The organism is Planococcus wigleyi (assembly GCF_014836985.1).
Taxonomy (GTDB): domain Bacteria; phylum Bacillota; class Bacilli; order Bacillales_A; family Planococcaceae; genus Planococcus; species Planococcus notacanthi.
Genome location: NZ_JACSPU010000001.1, coordinates 52,092 through 70,455 on the forward strand (window position 1 = coordinate 52,092; position 18,364 = coordinate 70,455).

The window sequence follows — 18,364 nt, forward strand, 5'->3', positions numbered from 1 at the left end:
ATCTTATAGCCTATTCTTCTGACTATTCTGTCATGGTAAGATTTTCAAAGAAATAATATTCTGACAGTTCGGAAGGGGATTCAACATGAAAAACAGCAAATGGGTATCGATCTTATCGGCTAGTGCGTTAACCCTATCTTTATTCGCGCCAGCAGCTGCAGCGGCACCGACCGAAGCAGTGCCATCAGTAAACGACTGGAACAGCGAACGATACGGGGATCGGATCGATATCGACCAAAGCTTGAATGATTTAACGCAGGATGAAAATTTCAAAAAAGAAGCGGATAAAAAGATAAAGGCGCAGGCTGATGAAGTGGCAGGCGGAGAGTCTGATTCAAAAGCAGACAGCGCATTTACAGAAGACCATGGAACGAAATTATTCCTGGACCGCAACTTAAGCTTTAAAGAATTTACTTTGCGCAGCATTGGCGACAATGTGGAAATCTGGGTAGCCAATGATTTGGCTTATGGACCGAACAACCCAAAACCAGCCGATGTGGTAACACAAGCGCAGGTGGATAAATTACGTGCTGAATTCGACAGCAATATCTATCCGGTAGCGACGGATTTCTTTGGAACACCGGACCAATTGGACGGATCAAAGGCTACTGTTCCAGGTATAGTAGGACTACCTGATGACTATTACGAAGGATCTGACAAAGTCATCATGCTGGTCGATAATGTCCAGGATGAAGGCTGGAACAACCCAAGCTACCCATTCTTTGTTGCCGGCTTCTTCTGGCAAACACTTGAAAACTATACAGACCGCAACATCATCACCATCGATACGAATTCATGGGAAACGCGTTTGGAGAGCACATTCTTCGGCACAACCATCCATGAGTTGCAGCATTTGATCCAAGCCGATAACGATGGCGCTGAGGAAACTTGGTTGAACGAAGGCATGTCGACATTCTCTGAATTCCTGGGCGGTTATGGCCATGGAGAAGGATCGATCAACTTCTATTTGGATCACCCGGAAAACTCATTGGTCAACTGGGATGAGCATGGAACAGCAGCGACTGGCCCGGAAACAATTGCGGATTATGGCCAGGTCTACTTGTTCACTCTTTATATGTACGACAAGTTTGGACAGGAATTTATTCGTGAGTTGGCAACAGATGGCGACAGCCAAGGGATGGCAAGCGTCGACAAAGTGCTGAAAGATTATGGCACTGGTAAAACATTCACGGAAGTCTACCAGAATTTCATGACGGCATTGACGTTGGACAATTCGGATGTCAGCAGCGACTACAATATCGACAGCATTGACCTTCGTAAACTGCCAGTTGGCACTGCAGATGAGGTAAGAGGCAAAACTGTAGATTTTGAAAAAGCGAAAACATTTGAAAAAGAAGGCGTTCCGGCATGGGGCGGCGACTTTAAAGAGTTCAATTTCGGCAAAGATGTCCGCGGCCTGGAATTTGACGGCGTCGACTTCCTGCCATTGCAATGGCAAACTGTAGCAGATCCAAAAGGGTCTGGTGCACAAGTATTGCATGCAAATAACGGAGACGAAGCAGATCAGGAATTGATCTTTGGAGCAACAGTGCCTGCTGCCAACGCGGCTTTGACGTTCGAGCATTACTACGATATTGAAGAGCAATGGGATTTCGGCATGGTTCAAGTATCGACTGACAATGGTGATACATGGACTTCGCTTGAAAACGCCAATACGCGCAGTGACGTAGTGGCAGAAGGCTACCCGACCATCAAGGAAAACGTACCTGGCTTCACGGGAACAAATGGCGACTGGGCAACAGAAACATTTGACTTGTCGGCTTACGCAGGAAAAGATGTCCTGGTTTCATTCCGTAACTTGACTGACTGGGGTTCCAACAACCCAGGCTGGTTCATCAAGAACATTAAATTAGGTGATTTCTCGGCTGACGGCACGTCAACGGATGTTTTCCAGTCATTGGGGCAGTTGAAAGGTGACTACGTCAACTTTACAACAACATTCATCCAAACCAAGAAAAATGGCAAAGAACGCGTCTTCCACGTAGATCCGTATAACGTGACGGAGAAACAAGCCTTGGATCTTCAACAAGTTCTCCGTGAAGGCAATGTGAAAATGATCACTTCTTATGCTGCTGAAGAAGGGCAAAAAGAAGCGAAAGAATTCACTTATGAAGTCGTCTACAAAAAGGACAACCCGAACAAAGGCAAAGGCAAGAACAACGGAAAAGGCAATAAATAAGGCAAAAGCGGACCTCGGTCCGCTTTTTCTTTTGGAGAAAATGCCCCTTATGGTAAGATGGAAACTGAGATTGTTTGTGAAAGGAAGAGGACATTGTCGAAAAAATTAGATGCATTTTTAGATGAGAACTTAACAGAATTAAAAGAGCAGGGCCTCTATAATGAAATCGATCCGGTTGAAGGACCGAACGGCGCGATCATCAAAGTGCGCGGCAAGGAACTGATCAACCTTTCTTCAAATAACTACTTGGGGCTTGCGACCAACGAAGACTTGAAGCAAGTGGCAAAAGACGCCATCGACAAATACGGTGTCGGCGCAGGGGCAGTCCGTACAATCAACGGAACGTTGGATCTGCATGTGAAGTTGGAAGAAAAGTTAGCTGAATTCAAAGGTACAGAAGCGGCTATTTCTTATCAATCCGGCTTTAATTGCAACATGGCGGCCATTTCAGCTGTCATGGACAAGAACGATGCGATTCTTTCTGACCAGTTGAACCATGCATCCATCATCGATGGCTGCCGCTTGTCGAAAGCGAAAATCATCGCATTTAAGCACTCGGATATGGAAGACCTTCGCCTGAAAGCGAAAGAAGCGACTGAATCCGGCCTTTACAATAAAGTCATGGTCATCACAGATGGTGTCTTTTCGATGGATGGCGATATTGCCAAGCTTCCGGAAATTGTAGAAATCGCCAAAGAATTCGACTTGATCACATACGTGGATGATGCGCACGGTTCAGGCGTTACCGGCAAAGGGAAAGGCACCGTGAAGCATTTCGGCCTTGAAAAAGAAATCGATATGCAAATGGGTACTTTATCCAAAGCAGTCGGCGTTGTCGGCGGTTATGTGGCCGGCAAGAAAAATCTGATTGACTGGTTGAAAGTTCGTTCACGTCCATTCTTGTTCTCGACAGCGGTGACTCCAGGCGACGTTGCAGCTATCACAGCGGCAGTCCAAATGATCATCGACTCAACGGAATTGCACGATAAATTGTGGGACAATGGCGATTACTTGAAAAAAGGCCTGGATAAACTAGGCTTCGATATCGGCCATTCAGAAACACCGATCACTCCTTGCATCATCGGCGACGAAAAGTTGACGCAGGAATTCTCGAAGCGTTTGTTCGAAGAAGGCGTCTACGCGAAATCAATCGTCTTCCCAACGGTTCCAAAAGGCACTGGACGCGTCCGCAACATGCCGACAGCTGCCCATACGAAAGAAATGTTGGATGAAGCCATTGCCACTTACGAAAAAGTCGGCAAAGAATTAGGCGTCATCAACTAAAACACGAAAACACGCCCGGCTTTATGCTGCCGGGCGTGTTTTTATTTCCAGATATAGGATATACAGTCCTGGTTGGGTGAAATACAGTCCAAATTGGCGAAGCACTGTCGAAATCAGCTTACTTACTGTCCAAAACAGGCACAATACTGTCCAACGCCAATTTCTGCTCCTCAAAATAAATCGCAGCGAACATTTCCGCTGTTACCAGCATAGCGGTTTCATTAAAATCGAAGTTTTCATGGTGATGCGGGTAAACAGCCTGTTCATCATCCATTTTCGCGCCGACAAAGAAATAGGCGCCGGGTTTGGCCTGTGTAAAATAAGTGAAATCTTCGACCGGCATGACCGGATCGATTTCCACCACATTTTCAACTCCCAATACTTCACGGCCGGCAATGCGGACACGATCGGTTTCAGCTGAATGGTTCCAAAGAGAATCGTAGCCATTTTCGATGATCACTTCTGCGGTGGCGCCCATGGCGATGGCGACGTTCTCGACAACGGTCCGAAGGCGCTGGCTGGCGAGCGCGCGGAGTTCGGGATCGAATACGCGAATTGTGCCTTCCAGCACTGCTTTGCTCGAAATGACGTTATCGGCATCGCCGGCATGGAATTTGCCGATTGAGACGACCAGTTCTTTCAATGGATCGGCATTGCGGCTGACGATGGACTGCAAAGCAACCATGATATGGCTCGCTGCCAAAATCGGATCGACGCCGTTGTGCGGTTCTGCCCCGTGTGTTCCGGAACCGTGGACGATAATTTTGACGGTATCTTCAGAAGCCTGAAGGAATCCGTCGCGCACATAAATCCGGCCGCTGTCCATCTTGCTTTGCAGGTGAGCACCGTAGACCGCATCGACGCCGTCCAGGCAGCCATCTTCAATCATGGCGCGTGCACCGCCTGGCGATAGTTCCTCGCCGAATTGATGGATCAAGACAATTGTGCCCGGCAGTTCTTCCTGAATGGCCACCATCGTTTTGGCGAAGCCCAGCAAAGCGGCAGTATGGCCATCATGGCCGCAGGCGTGCATCACACCCGGAACCGTGGACTTATAAGAAACGTCTTTTTGGTCATCGATCGGCAAAGCATCGAAATCTGCACGGAATGCAATCGTTTTGCCAGGCTTTCCGCCGCGGATCGTCCCGACAACACCACGTCCGCCAACGTCCCGGCGAACTTCTATACCCAATTTTTCCAAACGATCCGCAATAAAAGCGGGCGTGGCGATTTCTTGATGCGACAATTCGGGGTGCATATGCAAATATCTTCGGGTCTCCACCATTTCGCCGTAGAGCGACCGGATCTGTTCAGTTAACGTCATTTGTCAAAACTCCTTTGTGATGAAAATAAAATACCATTCATTCACGAATTTCACTATAGTAGTAAGTATACAATAAGTTAAATTTAATGGAGGCTGTCAAATGAAAATCACAAAAGCGTCATTGCATGCGGTCAGATTTCCACTCAACGAACCATTCATCATTTCCTATGCGACGTACCCGGATATGCCGGCATTGATTCTAGTACTGGAAACCGACAATGGATTGGTTGGATACGGAGAAGCCGTTCCGGATGAACATGTAACTGGAGAATATTTCACGGCTGCTTTTGAGGTGTTGAAAGAACTGTTCCTGCCGGCCATTATTGGCATGAACCCGTTCGACATCGAATCGATTCATTCAAAAATGAACGCATTGATGGCACGGAACCCTGCAGCCAAAGCTGCTGTGGATATTGCCTGCTACGACTTGATGGGCAAGGCGGCCGGCCAACCAGTATACAACTTGATCGGCGGACAGGCGGCGGAACATCTTGATTACCCGAAAGTGCTCAGCATTGAAGCACCTGAAATCATGGCGGAAAAAGCCAAGAAAGCTGTTGAAATGGGCTATGCGTCCCTTAAACTGAAAGTAGGGAAAGGGCAGGCGCAGGAAGATGTGGACCGGATTTTGGCAGTTCGTGAAGCGGTCGGCAAGGACATGCCGATCCGCGTGGATGTCAATCAAGGGTGGAAGTCCTCAGGGATAGCGGTTGCAGCCATTAAACAGCTCGAAGGAGCGAACATTGCCTGGATCGAACAGCCGATCCGCATGGGCGACATTCGCGGATTGGCCGAAGTCCGTTCGAAGACCGCTGTACCGATCATGGCAGACGAAAGCCTTCAGTCAATGGAAGACCTCTTGGAAATCATCCGCTTGCAGGCGGCAGACGTCGTCAATATCAAGCTGATGAAATGTGCGGGCATTTTCCATGCGGCCCAAATGGCGAAAACCGCTGAAGCAGCGGGCATGAAGTGCCAAATCGGCTCCATGGTGGAATCATCTATTGGATCGGCTGCAGGCTATCATGTAGCCATGGCACGCATCAATATTGAAAGCACAGAACTGACGGGACCGCTGCTGTTCAGCGAGGAAATCGGTGATTTGACTTATAAGCATCCGTACGTTTTATTGTCCGGCAAGCCGGGATTGGGTGTAGAAGTGGATCCGGCACAATTGGAAAAACTGACGGTCAAGAAATGGACTGTAGAAAAATAAACATAAAAAACTCGCGGGCCCATTGGGTCCGCGAGTTTTTAGATGACATCCGTTTTCTGGATCAAACTTAAGAAACGTTTTGTCCGTTCTTCTGTCGGATGATTGAAAATGTCTTCGGGTTTGCCGCGTTCGATGATGCGGCCTTCGTCCATGAACAGCACTTCGTCCGCGACGCCCTTGGCAAAGCGCATTTCATGTGTCACTACAACCATCGTCATGCCTTCAGCGGCCAAGTCTTTCATGACCTGCAGTACTTCGCCGACCAGTTCGGGGTCGAGCGCGGAAGTCGGTTCATCAAAGAGCATCACTTTGGGTTCAAGTGCCAACGCACGGGCGATGCCGACACGTTGTTGTTGCCCCCCGCTTAGCTGGAATGGGTAGTCGTTGATCTTTTCGCCGAGGCCGACTTTCGTCAGCAGCTGCTCGGCTTTTTTTCGGGCCAGCTTTTTATCCTGCTTCTGGACAGTAATGGGTCCTTCCATGACATTTTCAAGAGCGGTCATGTGAGGGAATAGGTTGTAGTGCTGGAAGACCATGGCCGACTGCTTGCGAAAAGCCATAATCTGCTTTTTCGACAAAGGTTTGGAGAAGTCGGCGGTCTGTTCGTCGATCGTTACAGAACCGGAAGTGGGTGTTTCTAATGTATTGAGGCAACGGAGAAATGTCGTTTTACCTGAACCGGATGGGCCGATAACTACAATTGCCTGGCCTTTTTGGACATCTGCATCAATGCCTTTCAATACTTCGAGGTCACCGAACTTTTTATGCAAATTTTTGATTGAAATCATATCGGACTCCTTACTGCAATCAGTGAACTGCTTGTATTATCGGGAAACGTAGCGGTCAAAGCGATGTTCAAGCCGTCCTTGGACCAGCGACAAGGCAAAGCAGATGACCCAGTAAAGCAATGCCGCCTGCCCGTACAGCAGCAGGAACTCGTAGTTGGTTGCGGCGATTTGCTGGGCGACCCTGAACATCTCGGTAACCAAAATCAGCGATGCCAGTGACGTATCTTTGATCAAGCTGATAAACGTATTGGACAAGGGCGGCAATGAAACACGTGACGCCTGAGGCAAAATAACGCGGCGCAATGATTGTGTATAGGACATGCCGATCGTGTCGGCTGCCTCCCATTGGCCTTTTGGAATCGACAGGATCGCTGCCCGGATCACTTCGGAAGCATAAGCTCCGACGTTCAGGGAGAAGCCGATCACTGCCGCAGGAAACGGATCGATGGTGATGCCGAGTGTGGGCAATCCGTAAAACAGGATGAATAATTGAACCAATAAAGGCGTACCGCGTATGATCGATACGTAAACACGGGCAATGATCTGGAAAATTTTAACCGTCGAAATCCGCGCCAAAGCAGTCAAGATCGCCAAAATCAATCCAAAAATGAAGGAGATGATCGACAAAGGCAACGTGAATTGCAGCGTGGCTTCGATTAATGGAAGAAATGAGGATTGCGCAATATCCACAAGCCGTTCCATTCTGACCGGATCTGAGAAAATACTATTCAAGTACATTTTCACCAAACCATTTTTCGGAAATTTCATCGTACGTGCCGTCTTCGATCATATCAGCCAACGCTTTATTCGCTTCATCCACAATTGCGCCACTGTCTTTTCTGAACAATAATGCACTTTGTGCAGCATCTCCGGATTCATCGACAACTTTCACTTTTGCATCCGGGCGCTGTTTCAGGAAATCCAAAACGGTCAAGTTATCATTGACGGTCGCATCAACGCGGCCGGAATTCAGTAATTCAATCGCTTGGTTAAACCCTTCGACGCCTTCAAGTTCCGCGCCGTAAGAAGTGGCTGTTTCAGCATAGTTGCTTGTCAATGACTGTGCAGACAGTTTGCCTTCCAAGTCTTCAAAACTTTGAATCTCTGTGTTGTCTTCAGCAACTACCAAAACTGCAGTAGAAGTGATGTACGGATCTGAAAACTCATAGCTTTCCTGGCGTTCGGGATTGATCCCGACCTGGTTGGCGACCATATCAAAACGGCCCGCATCCAATCCTGCAAACATGGCATCCCATTGGGTTTCAAGGAATTCAGCTTCCACACCCAGGCGCTCAGCGATTTCGCGTGCAATCTCAACATCAAAACCAGTCAATTCTCCGGAAGCGTCATGGAAAGTGAACGGAGGGTAAGTTCCTTCCGTACCAATGACCAATGTTCCTTCTTCCTTGACCTTAGCCAGGACATCTTCTCCGGATCCGCCGTTGTCCGCCGCATCATCCGTCGTCGGGTCTTCTTCAGGGGATCCACCGCCACAGGCAGCTAAAACCAACATTGCTAGAACTAATAAAAACGCCAAACTGAATTTCTTCATGTAAATCTCCTCGTTTCGTTTGTATTTTTTTCCGAAATTCCTTGTTGGCTTTCATTCCCTTTGATTTTAATCCAAATAAATAAAAGTTCAATAAAGCCATTATAACCAACTGGATTAGTTGGTTTAAGGATTAAAAAAAGGAAAATCCGTTATGAAATCCAACAGAAATCCTAGAGCTGATTTATTATAGCATGCCTTCGCAACAGTCTCAAATGAAGTGAACAGCAGAAGATAGCAGTTTTTCAGCTTTTCTTTTAAATAAAGAAAAGACATTTTCACCAAAGCTTTCCGATAAAGTATTTGTGTTTTTAAAGAGAACAACTTATAATAGCTAGATAATAAAGGTTTAATTAGCAAGGTTTATAAGATAATTTTTGTTTTTTTACACAGGACAAATGTTTTTCGGAAAAGGAGTGTTGAAAATGGAACGAATTATGATTACAGGTGCTTTAGGACAGATAGGGTCGGAGCTTGTCGGGAAAATGCGCAGCATCTACGGCAATGACAATGTACTGGCGACGGATATCCGACAATCATCCGACCAGTCAGGACCTTTTGAAATCTTGGATGTAACCGATGCACAGAGAATGCACGATTTGGCAAAAGACTTTGGAGCGGATACAATGGTCCACATGGCGGCTTTGCTGTCAGCGACTGCTGAGGAAAAACCTCTTCTTGCCTGGAACTTGAATATGGGCGGACTTGTCAATGCGCTTGAAGCTTCTCGTGAACTCGGCATGCAATTTTTCACACCCAGTTCCATTGGCGCTTTCGGTCCGTCAACGCCTAAGAAAAACACACCGCAAGACACGTTGCAGCGTCCGACAACTATGTACGGCGTTAACAAGGTGGCTGGTGAATTGCTTTGTGACTATTACTATACAAAATTCGGAGTGGACACGCGCGGCGTCCGTTTCCCAGGGCTGATTTCCAACGTAGCTCAGCCGGGCGGCGGAACGACCGATTACGCAGTCGATATCTATTACAAAGCGATCGAACAAGGCAGCTATACGTCTTACATTGCAGAAGGCACCTACATGGATATGATGTATATGCCGGATGCGCTGCAGGCCATTGTTGATTTGATGGAAGCAGACCCAGCCAAATTAATCCACCGAAATGCATTCAATGTAACAGCGATGAGTTTTGAGCCGGAACAAATTGCCGCTTCCATCCGCAAGCACATTCCTGATTTCAAGATGTCTTATGCGGTCGATCCGATCAGACAGGAAATTGCAGACAGCTGGCCGGATAACATCGATGCTTCTGCTGCCCAGACCGAATGGGGCTTTAAAGCTTCCTACGATTTGGATGCTATGACATATGATATGCTGGAAAAATTAAAAAAAAAGCTCCAGCCCGCTTGAGTGAATTTCATTAAATGAACAATAAGAAACGCCATCCGCAGTCTAATCTGCGGATGGCGTTTCTTTTCGTTTTTTTATTTGATTAGAATAGCAGATGTGCGACGCCCACAACGATCGGCAATGCGATGATTGTGCGAAGCAGGAAGATGATGATCAGGTCCAGGATATTTACAGGAATCTTGGAGCCTAACAGCAAGCCGCCGACTTCAGACATGTAGATCAATTGTGTAACGGACATGGTGGCGACAACAAAGCGCGTCATTTCAGATTCGATGCCTGCACCTAAAATAGCCGGCAGGAACATATCAGCAAAACCGACAACCATCAATTGCGCAGCTTCAGCCGCTTCTGGTACGCCCAGCAAACGCAAATACGGTTCGAACGGTGTACCCAGAATCGTGAACACCGAAGTGTATTCAGCCAGGATCAATGCGACAGTACCGAATGCCATAACAACCGGTGCAACACCAATCCACATATCCAATACGTTTTTAAAGCCATCTTTGAAGAATTTGCTGACTGAGCGGTTATCTTCCGCCTTCGTCAAAGCACTTTCGATGCCGTGCGAAGTGACACTATAACCAGCCGGCACGTCTTCTGACTGAGATTCCTGTGGTGAACCGTCCATGAAAGTGGTCGGCTTGTTCGTTAATGGGTAAATCCGCGGCATAATAAGTGCAAGAATGACGCCTGCTAAAATGACCGTTGCGTAATAAGGGAGGAAGTAGGTACCAAGACCAATTTCCTGAATGACGACAATCGCAAACGTGATGGAAACGACGGAGAATGTTGTTCCGATAATCGCGGCTTCACGCTGCGTGTATTTATTCGCTTCGTATTGCTTGCTTGTCAGTAGGACCCCAATGGTGCCATCTCCAACCCACGATGCCAAAGCATCAATGGATGAACGGCCAGGCAGGCGGAACAGCGGGCGCATGATTTTCACCATCATCGTGCCGAAAAATTCCAATAAGCCAAAGTTCATCAATAGAGGGAGAAGCAGGCCAGCAAAAAGGAAAATGGTGAAAAGGAAAGACAGTAAACCGTCGCCGGCAAGAAGGAGCCCTCCTGTATTTTCATTCCAAATAGGTTCTGGCCCAACTTGGAACAACACCATGACTGCAAATACTGCTCCAAGAATCCGGACAATGGTCCAAAAAAGATTGACGTTAAAAAGCTTGTCCATAAACGGAACATAATCTGTTTCGTTGACTTTTTTGGTGATGAAAACCAATGAACCTAAGGCCGCTACAATTAAAATGCCCATCATGATCCACGGTACGATGGATTCGATGGATCCCGCCATAAGGTTGGCGAGGACTGCTATGGTGACCATCCAGCCTTCGTCTGTTGGAATTGGTACCAAAAACAGTATGATTCCGAGTAGAGAAGGAATCAAAAACAGCAGCCAGGTTGAGATAGAAAACTTTTTCACAAATAAATCCCCTTTTCTGAGTGTATGAATACACATAATTATAACTGATTATACAACGTTTTTCCCCTATGAAAGCGCTCCACAACCAATGTTTATATTATCTGAAAACATCCATAAAAAATACCCCCTCAATAAAGAAAATATTGAGGGGGTAATATTTAGAAGGATTCTTCAAAATCCTCATGCCAGCGATAATTATAAAAGCGTTCTTTCGTCAACCAGTTTTCGGTCTCTGTATCGCCTTGCTGCAGCTTGTGCTCCATCTCGGCAAGCATCCAAGCAGTTTGCGAGATGTGCGCTTTCATGGAATTCATTTTCTGCTCACGAACATCCTGAATATCGTAAACGACATCCGGTTGGCCAAGCATCTCCAGTGTATTGTTCGCAAAAGCGACACAATGCAAGGTCGGGCGGTCCTTCATTCGGCGGACTGCACGGACAACCGCGCGGGCAGTTGCTTCATGATCTGGGTGGACAGCATAGTCCGGATAGAAGGTGATGATCTTCGACGGGTTCAATTCTTCGATCAGCTCTGCCATTAGGCCAACCATCTTCTCGTCGTCTTCAAATTCGATGGTTTTGTCGCGCAATCCCATCATCCGAAGGTCAGTCAATCCCATCGCCTCTGCAGAAGCTAGAAGTTCCTGCTTGCGGATGACCGGCAATGATTCTCTTGTAGCAAATGGCGGGTTGCCGAGGTTGCGGCCCATTTCGCCGAGTGTCAGACACGCATATGTAACGGGTGTGCCTTGGTTGATATGTGTGGTGATCGTTCCGGAAACACCGAACGCTTCATCGTCCGGGTGAGGGAAGACGACCAGCACATGGCGTTCTTGTGGAATTGTCATGGTAAGTTCCTCCCTTAATAACTGAACGGTGTTTCGCTGATCTCCAGCGCCACCGCCAATTTCCCAGTGCCGTCATGCCCTGCAAGCAAAAGGCGGCCCTGTTCATCCAATTCGTAATGTGTTATGCCTTGTGCATAGACCCAGCCATGCGGCAGCTTCAGTCCCACGCGGTGCGGGCTGTCGCCGACCACTTTTCCAAGCTCGTAATTGATGACCACGTTGCGGATGAACGCGCCGGCATTGAAAAAGCCTTCGTTGAAATGCGTCGCATAAGAGCCGTTTGTCGTTTCCAAATGAAGGTAGACATCTTTGCCTGCAAATGCGTCCAGCTGTACTTGCAATTTTTTTACTTCGACTAGTTCCATGATGTTCCTCCTAAAGAATCGGTATTCTTTCAGTATAGGGAAATATGCGGGATATTGCGATTAGGATGCTTTGGCAGATGAAACTCTATTGCCCCGTTTGCTTTCTGTTTTTGAGAAAGATGAACAACATGACAAGAGCCAAACCGATATAGAGAGTGGAAGAACTGATGATCAGTTGCTGTGTAACGGTTACATCAACAAAATGCATGGCGAAATCGGGACCAACTAAAAGAATGGGGATGATGATAGTGAACCAGGATTTACTCCATAAAGCGCCTGCAATAAAAGTAGCGATTCCTGCAGCTGCGATGACCCACATGATTTCGCGCGAAGGAATATAAATATACAGCGGATCTAAAATGAAAGTATCTAAAAACAACACGGCTAAAAAAGAAATGCTTATGACAAATTGAACCGTCATAAGAATCACCATTGTTTTTTTAGTAGACCATGTGCTGATGCTCATTTTTCGCATGAAGTTAATATAAGAAACGACGCCGAACAGAGTGATTACTGGATAAGCGATGATCGACAATAAAGAAAAACTCAAATCTCCGCGTATAGCTGAACCGGTGATGAAATAAGCTGCCAGTAAGAGAATCAGCATCGGCAATACTTTTAAGATGCCAAAAACATCAAACTTCATTTCGCTGCTGAGGTTTTTCAAATATGTTTCAGGAGAACCGCCGGTGACACTATCCACCGTTTTCCCGCGGCTTTCTGCATCTTCCAGGTGATCTCTTAATTCTTGCGAGATTTCATGGATCTCTTTTTCATTTTTCCCGGATGTCATCAAGTACATTTTTAAGTTTGCGATGAACTCTTCGCTTTCTTTTGACAGCATCATTCTATTTCCTCCTCTACGAGTCGATTGACTGAATGGGACAGTTCATTCCAGCGCAGCTTAAACTCTTCGTATTCTTTTTGTCCTAAAGCGGTGAGTGTATAATATTTTCGTTTTGGCCCACTCGGAGATGCTTTCAGGACGGATTGGACAAACCCTTCTTTTTGCATGCGCATCAGTACAGGGTAGATACTGCCTTCGCTGATCATCTGAAATCCATACGACTCCAGCTTCTCAATCATTTCATAACCATACGTTTCGCCTTTTTCAATGATGCCGAGAAGGCAACCTTCGAGTATACCTTTAAGCATCTGGCTTGAAGACATTGCGTCATCTCCTTTGATCAATAGCTTGCTGGGTAAGATACATCAGCTATGTTGCAATACAATATAGCATTCAGTTAGGTGGTGTGTCAACTAGGTTGTTTAACAAGTTAGCTGGAATGAAAAATGTACGGTATGAATGCCGAACGGGAAGAAGAGAGGAGGCCAGTGGCAAAATCAATAAAAAAAGGCTGTCCACAGAAAGTCATTTTCATGACTTTTCGGGACAGCTAAATGGGGTGTATTCTACAATTCAGTTACTTCAACTTTAGGCTTTGTAAACTTCGAGGCGGCGCCGTGCATAACCGGTCCGACGTATTCGTTCAGCTTCCAGCCGTGTTGGATGGCTGTAGCAACAAAGATTTTACCATTCAAGACCGCATCTTTAACCGATTGGCCGTTAGCTAAGTTAGCTGTGATTGCTGCTGCGAATGTGCAGCCGGCGCCGTGGTTATAAGATGTATCCGTTTTTTCAGAAGTCAGCAAATAATGTTTTTGGCCATCGAACAGCAAATCCGCTGCTTTGTCATGCTTGAGTTGTTTGCCGCCTTTGATGACAACAAATTCAGCGCCGTGGGCATGGATTTTTTCAGCTGCCGCTTGCATGTCTTCTACTGTCTGCAACGTGCCTTTGCCTGATAATTGCCCCGCTTCCACCAAGTTTGGTGTAACGACTTTCGCGTTTGGCAATAAATACTTGATCATGGCGTCTACATTTTCAGGGAACAAAACTTCGTCTTCCCCTTTGCAGGCCATAACTGGATCAATGACGACATCTTTGATGCCGGAATCAGCAATTGCCTTGCCCGCCATTTCGATAATATCAACAGTCGGCAACATGCCGGTTTTTAATGCATCAACGCCGGTAGAAAAGGCGGTTTTCAACTGGGCGTCCACAGTATCCAATGCAATAGGGTGAATGCCGTGGCTCCAGCCATTTTCAGGATCCATGGTTACGATGACAGTCAATGCATTCATGCCGTACGTTCCATGTTCCTGGAAAGTCTTAAGGTCTGCTTGTATGCCTGCTCCGCCGGAAGTATCTGATCCGGCGATAGTTAGTGTTTTTTTGAGTGTCATGCGTAAATCTCCTTTAAGTGGATTATGTCTTTGCTCTCATTTTAACAAAAATTCATACATTTACAACGGATTGCGCTTATTCGGCACGAGCAGGAGAATTGCCGTAGCGACACAGATAAGCAGGAATACAGTGGTGAAAATTCCCATTAAGACAAAGCCGCTTTTGAAAAGACCAATGGTAATGAGTAATGTTAGAATGGAAACAGCTACGATAATAAGTCCAAGGCAGCCTAATCCGGCGCGTTTCGCGCCTTCTGGAGCAGTTGTTCCCTTGGTTTTTGAAACACTGGTGATTTTTTCGCGCCAATCGGCCATGCTGATCGCTCCTTTAGATAATCGTAACATGAAGATAGAGTGAATAGAATACAAGAAAGTAGGGGTTATGTTGGCGAAAGATCCAAAATTGACGGAAATCGAACGTTTATTGGAAGAAGTGAAAGGGCAAGGAGAAACAAAAGAGTCCGGCTTCTGGAAAACAACCAAATTGATGATGAGTGTCTGGCGGAACTCTTTTCTTGTATTGATTGCCATTTTATTGCTGTTGTTGGTGGCTTTGCCGCTGGGTACGTTTTGGATGATCAAAGGCAGTACTGCAACTGAGAGCAAAGGTGCGTTTTTGGAACAGATCCAGGAATTGAATGAACTCTCGACTGCCGAAGCTTTTTCGAAAGTCATTATTGAGCGCCAGGACAATGCGGTATTCGGCCAGGAAATCGGTCTGGACCTGCCCGGTACGAAACGCCAATTGCTGGTGGTCATTCCGGGATCGGTTCGTGCCGGCATTGATTTTTCAAAAGTATCAGAGGGCGATATTGTACTTGACGAAGAAGCGAAAACAGCGACATTGACGTTGCCGCCGGCCGAATTTTTAGGAGGACCGGAATTGTTCATGGATCAGGTGGAGGTTTATTCATATGAAGGGCTATTCCGCAGCGGTGCTGATATTTCCGAGGCCTATGAGCTGGCCGAAGAAGCTAAAAAGCTGATGTTGGCAGAAACGGAAGGACAGGGCGTGCTGCAGACGGCAGAAGACAATGCAGCGCGTTCGGTCCAGGAAATGTTCGGCCTGGTGGACTATGACGTTACAGTAGAATTCGAGGAGTGATGGATATGGGCAAACAAATTTTTCAAAACGACTGGCAAGAGGTCGTGGGTCAGGAATTCGACAAACCGTATTATTTGGAGCTGCGCGAGTTTTTAAAAGAAGAATACGCCAATCAAACCGTCTACCCGGCCAAGGAAAACATTTGGTCGGCTTTTAAACATACAGCTTATGGAGATGTCAAAGTCGTCATCTTGGGACAGGATCCCTATCATGGACCCAACCAGGCGCATGGGTTGAGTTTCTCGGTCCAGCCGGGAGTGCCTCATCCGCCAAGTCTGCGCAATATGCTGAAAGAGCTGAAGGAAGACATCGGCTGCGACAAACCGAAAGACGGCACTTTGACGAAATGGGCCGACCAAGGCGTGCTGATGATGAACACGGTGTTGACAGTGAGGGGCGGAGAAGCGAATTCCCATCGCAATAAAGGATGGGAAACATTTACGGACGAAGTAATCCGCAAATTATCTGAACGTGAAGAACCGGTCATTTTCGTCTTATGGGGCAAGCCTGCCCAAACGAAGAAACGGCTCATCGACCTGGACAAGCATGATGTACTCGAAGCGCCGCACCCGAGTCCGCTCAGTGCCAGCCGCGGATTTTTCGGCAGCCGTCCTTATTCAAAAGTGAACAGTCTGTTACAAAGCCGCGGGCAGGCGCCCATCGATTTCTGTTTGGACTGACCTGCGGCAGAATTGCATGGTAAACTGGAATTAATCTAAATCGGAGAGGGGGCTGGAACATGGCCATCGACAACATGCGTATTTTAAATGAAATCGACAGGCACACGACGCGAGCGCGAAACGGCGATCCGGCGAAGGTGCGTGACTCAGTTGCAGCAATCCGGGCTTTATGCGATTTGCTGCTGGAGGACGATCAACCGATGATCAATCATCAAACACCGCGTGCCGTGCCGCTCGATTCCCCTCAGCCGCAGACGGTATCTGCCGTCAACAAGCTGAAAGAAGAAGACGCGAACGGCGATTCGCTGTTTGAATTTTAAATGGAAAGAGGAAGTTACTTATGAAGTTTTTCTTGATTGCCGGAGCGGTTAACGCTCTTCTGTCTGTAGCATTTGGTGCGTTCGGTGCACATTTGCTGGAAGGGCGCGTTGCGGACAAGTATTTGGATACATGGCAAACGGCCGTGCAGTATCAGATGTTCCATGCAGTCGGGTTGATGGTCATCGCCATCTTGATGAGCTCATCTCTGCTTGGGCCGCTTAGTTCATTGAACTGGGCAGGTTATTTGATGCTTGCTGGAATCGTCATTTTTTCAGGGAGCTTATATGTCCTGAGTTTAACAGGCATCAGCATTCTCGGTGCCATCACGCCAATCGGCGGCGTTGCATTTATCGCCGCTTGGGTGATGATCATCGTTGCCGCAGTGAAAGCATTGTAATGATAGAAGGAGGGCCATCCGTTTTACGCGGATGGCCCTCTTTTATGGATGCGGAAAGTAAATAGGACGATATGGAAAGTAATTCCTCTGATTTGGAAAGTATTCATGCCGAAATAGAAAGTATTTTACTTGAAACGGAAAGTATATCCATTTAACTGGGAAAACGGCGTGTGAAACCGTTGCTTATTCCATGGCGTGGTGCGGTCGCAGCCGTTTGAGGTGCGGAAATGGGTCGGCGAGGTGCGGTTACACCCGTTTGAGGTGCGGAAATCACTCCTCGAGGTGCGGTCCCATACAAATCAAACAAAAAAAGCCGCCCAAAGAGGCGGCTTTCAGTATATATTGATTAAACTTCCAGAAACTTAACGGTTCTTTCGGCATCTAGTCTTGTACCGACATAGAATGAACCGAATTCTGCGTAACGCGCGCTGACTTCGTCAAAACGCATTTCGTAGATCAATTTCTTGAATTGAAGAACGTCGTCTGCGAACAAAGTAACGCCCCATTCGTAGTCGTCAAAACCGACAGATCCAGAAATGATCTGTTTTACTTTGCCGGCATAGCTGCGGCCGATTTTGCCGTGTGACAGCATCAATTCTTTGCGGGTATCCATCGGAAGCATGTACCAGTTATCGTCGCCGTCGCGGCGTTTGTCCATCGGGTAAAAGCAGATGTACTGTGAACGCTGAAGTTCAGGGTACAAACGCGCGCGGACATGCGGGTTCTGGTATGGATCTTCGTCTGATTTGCCAGCCAGATAGTTGGAAAGCTCAACGACAGAAACGTAAGAGTACGTAGGAACCGTGTAGGCAATCAACGTCAGCTTGTTGTATTCTGTTTCAAGTTCATTCAATTCGTCCATTGTTTCACGCAGCATCATCAGCATCAAGTCAGCTTTTTGGCCAACAATTGAATACAACGCATGTGCGCCGGTTTTATTTTCATCGGCTTGGTTGATTTTGTCCATAAATGCCTGGAATTCATCGATCGCGAATTGGCGTTCTTCTTCCGTCAGCATTTTCCACGTTACCCAGTCCATCGAACGGAAATCGTGCAGGACGTACCAGCCGTCTAATGTAATCGCTGCTTCATTCATTAATCAAACACTCCTTTAATGTAAATCTCTCACCATTCAGTCTATCACAACACCTCATCAACTTCCTGCAAAACTACCGGCTGTCACCAATTTGACATGACGCGCACGGGTTTTCAGCGAGTCTGTAAAAGGGTAAACT

Annotated in this window: 20 protein-coding genes; 8 read left to right on the plus strand and 12 right to left on the minus strand. The window is 47.0% G+C overall.

The window, feature by feature from the left end:
• Positions 1–85 precede the first annotated feature (85 nt).
• Both H9630_RS00240 and H9630_RS00245 read left to right on the plus strand, forming a co-directional pair.
• A complete protein-coding gene (locus H9630_RS00240) occupies positions 86–2,200 on the plus strand; it encodes a M6 family metallopeptidase (RefSeq protein ID WP_191713492.1) in 2,115 nt (704 codons plus the stop codon).
• 93 nt (positions 2,201–2,293) lie between these two features.
• Positions 2,294–3,484: a glycine C-acetyltransferase gene (locus tag H9630_RS00245; RefSeq protein ID WP_191713493.1), complete on the plus strand. Its 1,191-nt coding sequence runs from the start codon at positions 2,294–2,296 to the stop codon at positions 3,482–3,484.
• Between the two features lie 118 nt (positions 3,485–3,602).
• Here H9630_RS00245 and H9630_RS00250 read toward each other — a convergent pair whose 3' ends face one another.
• Positions 3,603–4,808: a M20 metallopeptidase family protein gene (locus H9630_RS00250; protein ID WP_191713494.1), complete on the minus strand. Its 1,206-nt coding sequence runs from the start codon at positions 4,806–4,808 to the stop codon at positions 3,603–3,605.
• A gap of 100 nt (positions 4,809–4,908) precedes the next feature.
• Here H9630_RS00250 and H9630_RS00255 point away from each other — a divergent pair, with 100 nt between their 5' ends.
• Entirely contained in the window at positions 4,909–6,024 is a 1,116-nt protein-coding gene (locus tag H9630_RS00255) for a mandelate racemase/muconate lactonizing enzyme family protein (RefSeq protein WP_191713495.1), read from the plus strand.
• Between the two features lie 38 nt (positions 6,025–6,062).
• Here H9630_RS00255 and H9630_RS00260 read toward each other — a convergent pair whose 3' ends face one another.
• From H9630_RS00260 to H9630_RS00270, 3 genes are read right to left on the minus strand one after another with little or no spacing between them, the layout of a single operon-like run.
• Complete coding sequence (locus H9630_RS00260; RefSeq protein WP_191713496.1) at positions 6,063–6,812, minus strand: amino acid ABC transporter ATP-binding protein; 750 nt, start codon at positions 6,810–6,812, stop codon at positions 6,063–6,065.
• A gap of 36 nt (positions 6,813–6,848) precedes the next feature.
• The gene (locus H9630_RS00265) at positions 6,849–7,550 is read right to left on the minus strand and encodes an amino acid ABC transporter permease (RefSeq protein ID WP_191714458.1); all 702 of its coding nucleotides are present in this window, start codon (positions 7,548–7,550) and stop codon (positions 6,849–6,851) included.
• Positions 7,537–8,364, minus strand: a complete 828-nt coding sequence (locus H9630_RS00270; protein ID WP_191713497.1) for an amino acid ABC transporter substrate-binding protein — start codon at positions 8,362–8,364, stop codon at positions 7,537–7,539. Before H9630_RS00270 ends, H9630_RS00265 begins: the two co-directional genes overlap by 14 nt.
• A gap of 422 nt (positions 8,365–8,786) precedes the next feature.
• Here H9630_RS00270 and H9630_RS00275 point away from each other — a divergent pair, with 422 nt between their 5' ends.
• On the plus strand, positions 8,787–9,731 hold the full coding sequence (locus tag H9630_RS00275; protein WP_191713498.1) for an L-threonine 3-dehydrogenase: 945 nt from the start codon (positions 8,787–8,789) through the stop codon (positions 9,729–9,731).
• Positions 9,732–9,813: 82 nt separating this feature from the next.
• Here the strand turns inward: H9630_RS00275 and H9630_RS00280 are convergent, their stop codons facing one another.
• The 7 genes from H9630_RS00280 to H9630_RS00310 all read right to left on the minus strand — a co-directional run bounded on the left by H9630_RS00280 (position 9,814) and on the right by H9630_RS00310 (position 14,941).
• Positions 9,814–11,166, minus strand: a complete 1,353-nt coding sequence (locus H9630_RS00280) for a YjiH family protein (protein WP_191713499.1) — start codon at positions 11,164–11,166, stop codon at positions 9,814–9,816.
• Between the two features lie 158 nt (positions 11,167–11,324).
• Positions 11,325–12,014 carry a bacillithiol biosynthesis deacetylase BshB2 gene (gene bshB2 / locus H9630_RS00285; RefSeq protein ID WP_191713500.1) on the minus strand — a complete coding sequence of 230 codons (690 nt, stop codon included), beginning with the start codon at positions 12,012–12,014 and terminating at the stop codon, positions 11,325–11,327.
• Positions 12,015–12,028: 14 nt separating this feature from the next.
• A complete protein-coding gene (locus H9630_RS00290) occupies positions 12,029–12,379 on the minus strand; it encodes a YojF family protein (protein ID WP_191713501.1) in 351 nt (116 codons plus the stop codon).
• 85 nt (positions 12,380–12,464) lie between these two features.
• Positions 12,465–13,226: an HAAS domain-containing protein gene (locus H9630_RS00295; RefSeq protein WP_191713502.1), complete on the minus strand. Its 762-nt coding sequence runs from the start codon at positions 13,224–13,226 to the stop codon at positions 12,465–12,467.
• Positions 13,223–13,549, minus strand: a complete 327-nt coding sequence (locus H9630_RS00300) for a PadR family transcriptional regulator (protein WP_191713503.1) — start codon at positions 13,547–13,549, stop codon at positions 13,223–13,225. The genes H9630_RS00295 and H9630_RS00300 overlap by 4 nt, the downstream gene beginning before the upstream one ends.
• Positions 13,550–13,792: 243 nt before the next feature.
• Positions 13,793–14,626, minus strand: coding sequence for a bifunctional hydroxymethylpyrimidine kinase/phosphomethylpyrimidine kinase (thiD, locus tag H9630_RS00305; RefSeq protein ID WP_191713504.1), 834 nt, complete (start codon positions 14,624–14,626; stop codon positions 13,793–13,795).
• 60 nt (positions 14,627–14,686) lie between these two features.
• The gene (locus tag H9630_RS00310) at positions 14,687–14,941 is read right to left on the minus strand and encodes a hypothetical protein (protein ID WP_191713505.1); all 255 of its coding nucleotides are present in this window, start codon (positions 14,939–14,941) and stop codon (positions 14,687–14,689) included.
• 70 nt (positions 14,942–15,011) lie between these two features.
• On the opposite strand from H9630_RS00310, the gene H9630_RS00315 reads away from it, so the two are divergent.
• The 4 genes from H9630_RS00315 to H9630_RS00330 are packed head-to-tail and all read left to right on the plus strand — an operon-like array spanning position 15,012 to position 17,129.
• On the plus strand, positions 15,012–15,731 hold the full coding sequence (locus H9630_RS00315) for a DUF4230 domain-containing protein (protein ID WP_191714459.1): 720 nt from the start codon (positions 15,012–15,014) through the stop codon (positions 15,729–15,731).
• A 5-nt stretch (positions 15,732–15,736) separates the two neighbouring features.
• Positions 15,737–16,411, plus strand: a complete 675-nt coding sequence (locus H9630_RS00320; protein ID WP_191713506.1) for a uracil-DNA glycosylase — start codon at positions 15,737–15,739, stop codon at positions 16,409–16,411.
• A gap of 59 nt (positions 16,412–16,470) precedes the next feature.
• Positions 16,471–16,731 (plus strand): YwdI family protein, encoded by a 261-nt coding sequence (locus tag H9630_RS00325; RefSeq protein ID WP_191713507.1) that lies wholly within the window; start codon positions 16,471–16,473, stop codon positions 16,729–16,731.
• Between the two features lie 20 nt (positions 16,732–16,751).
• Positions 16,752–17,129 (plus strand): DUF423 domain-containing protein, encoded by a 378-nt coding sequence (locus H9630_RS00330; RefSeq protein WP_191713508.1) that lies wholly within the window; start codon positions 16,752–16,754, stop codon positions 17,127–17,129.
• A gap of 346 nt (positions 17,130–17,475) precedes the next feature.
• Here the strand turns inward: H9630_RS00330 and hemQ are convergent, their stop codons facing one another.
• Positions 17,476–18,225 (minus strand): hydrogen peroxide-dependent heme synthase, encoded by a 750-nt coding sequence (hemQ, locus tag H9630_RS00335; RefSeq protein ID WP_191713509.1) that lies wholly within the window; start codon positions 18,223–18,225, stop codon positions 17,476–17,478.
• Positions 18,226–18,364: the final 139 nt, after the last annotated feature.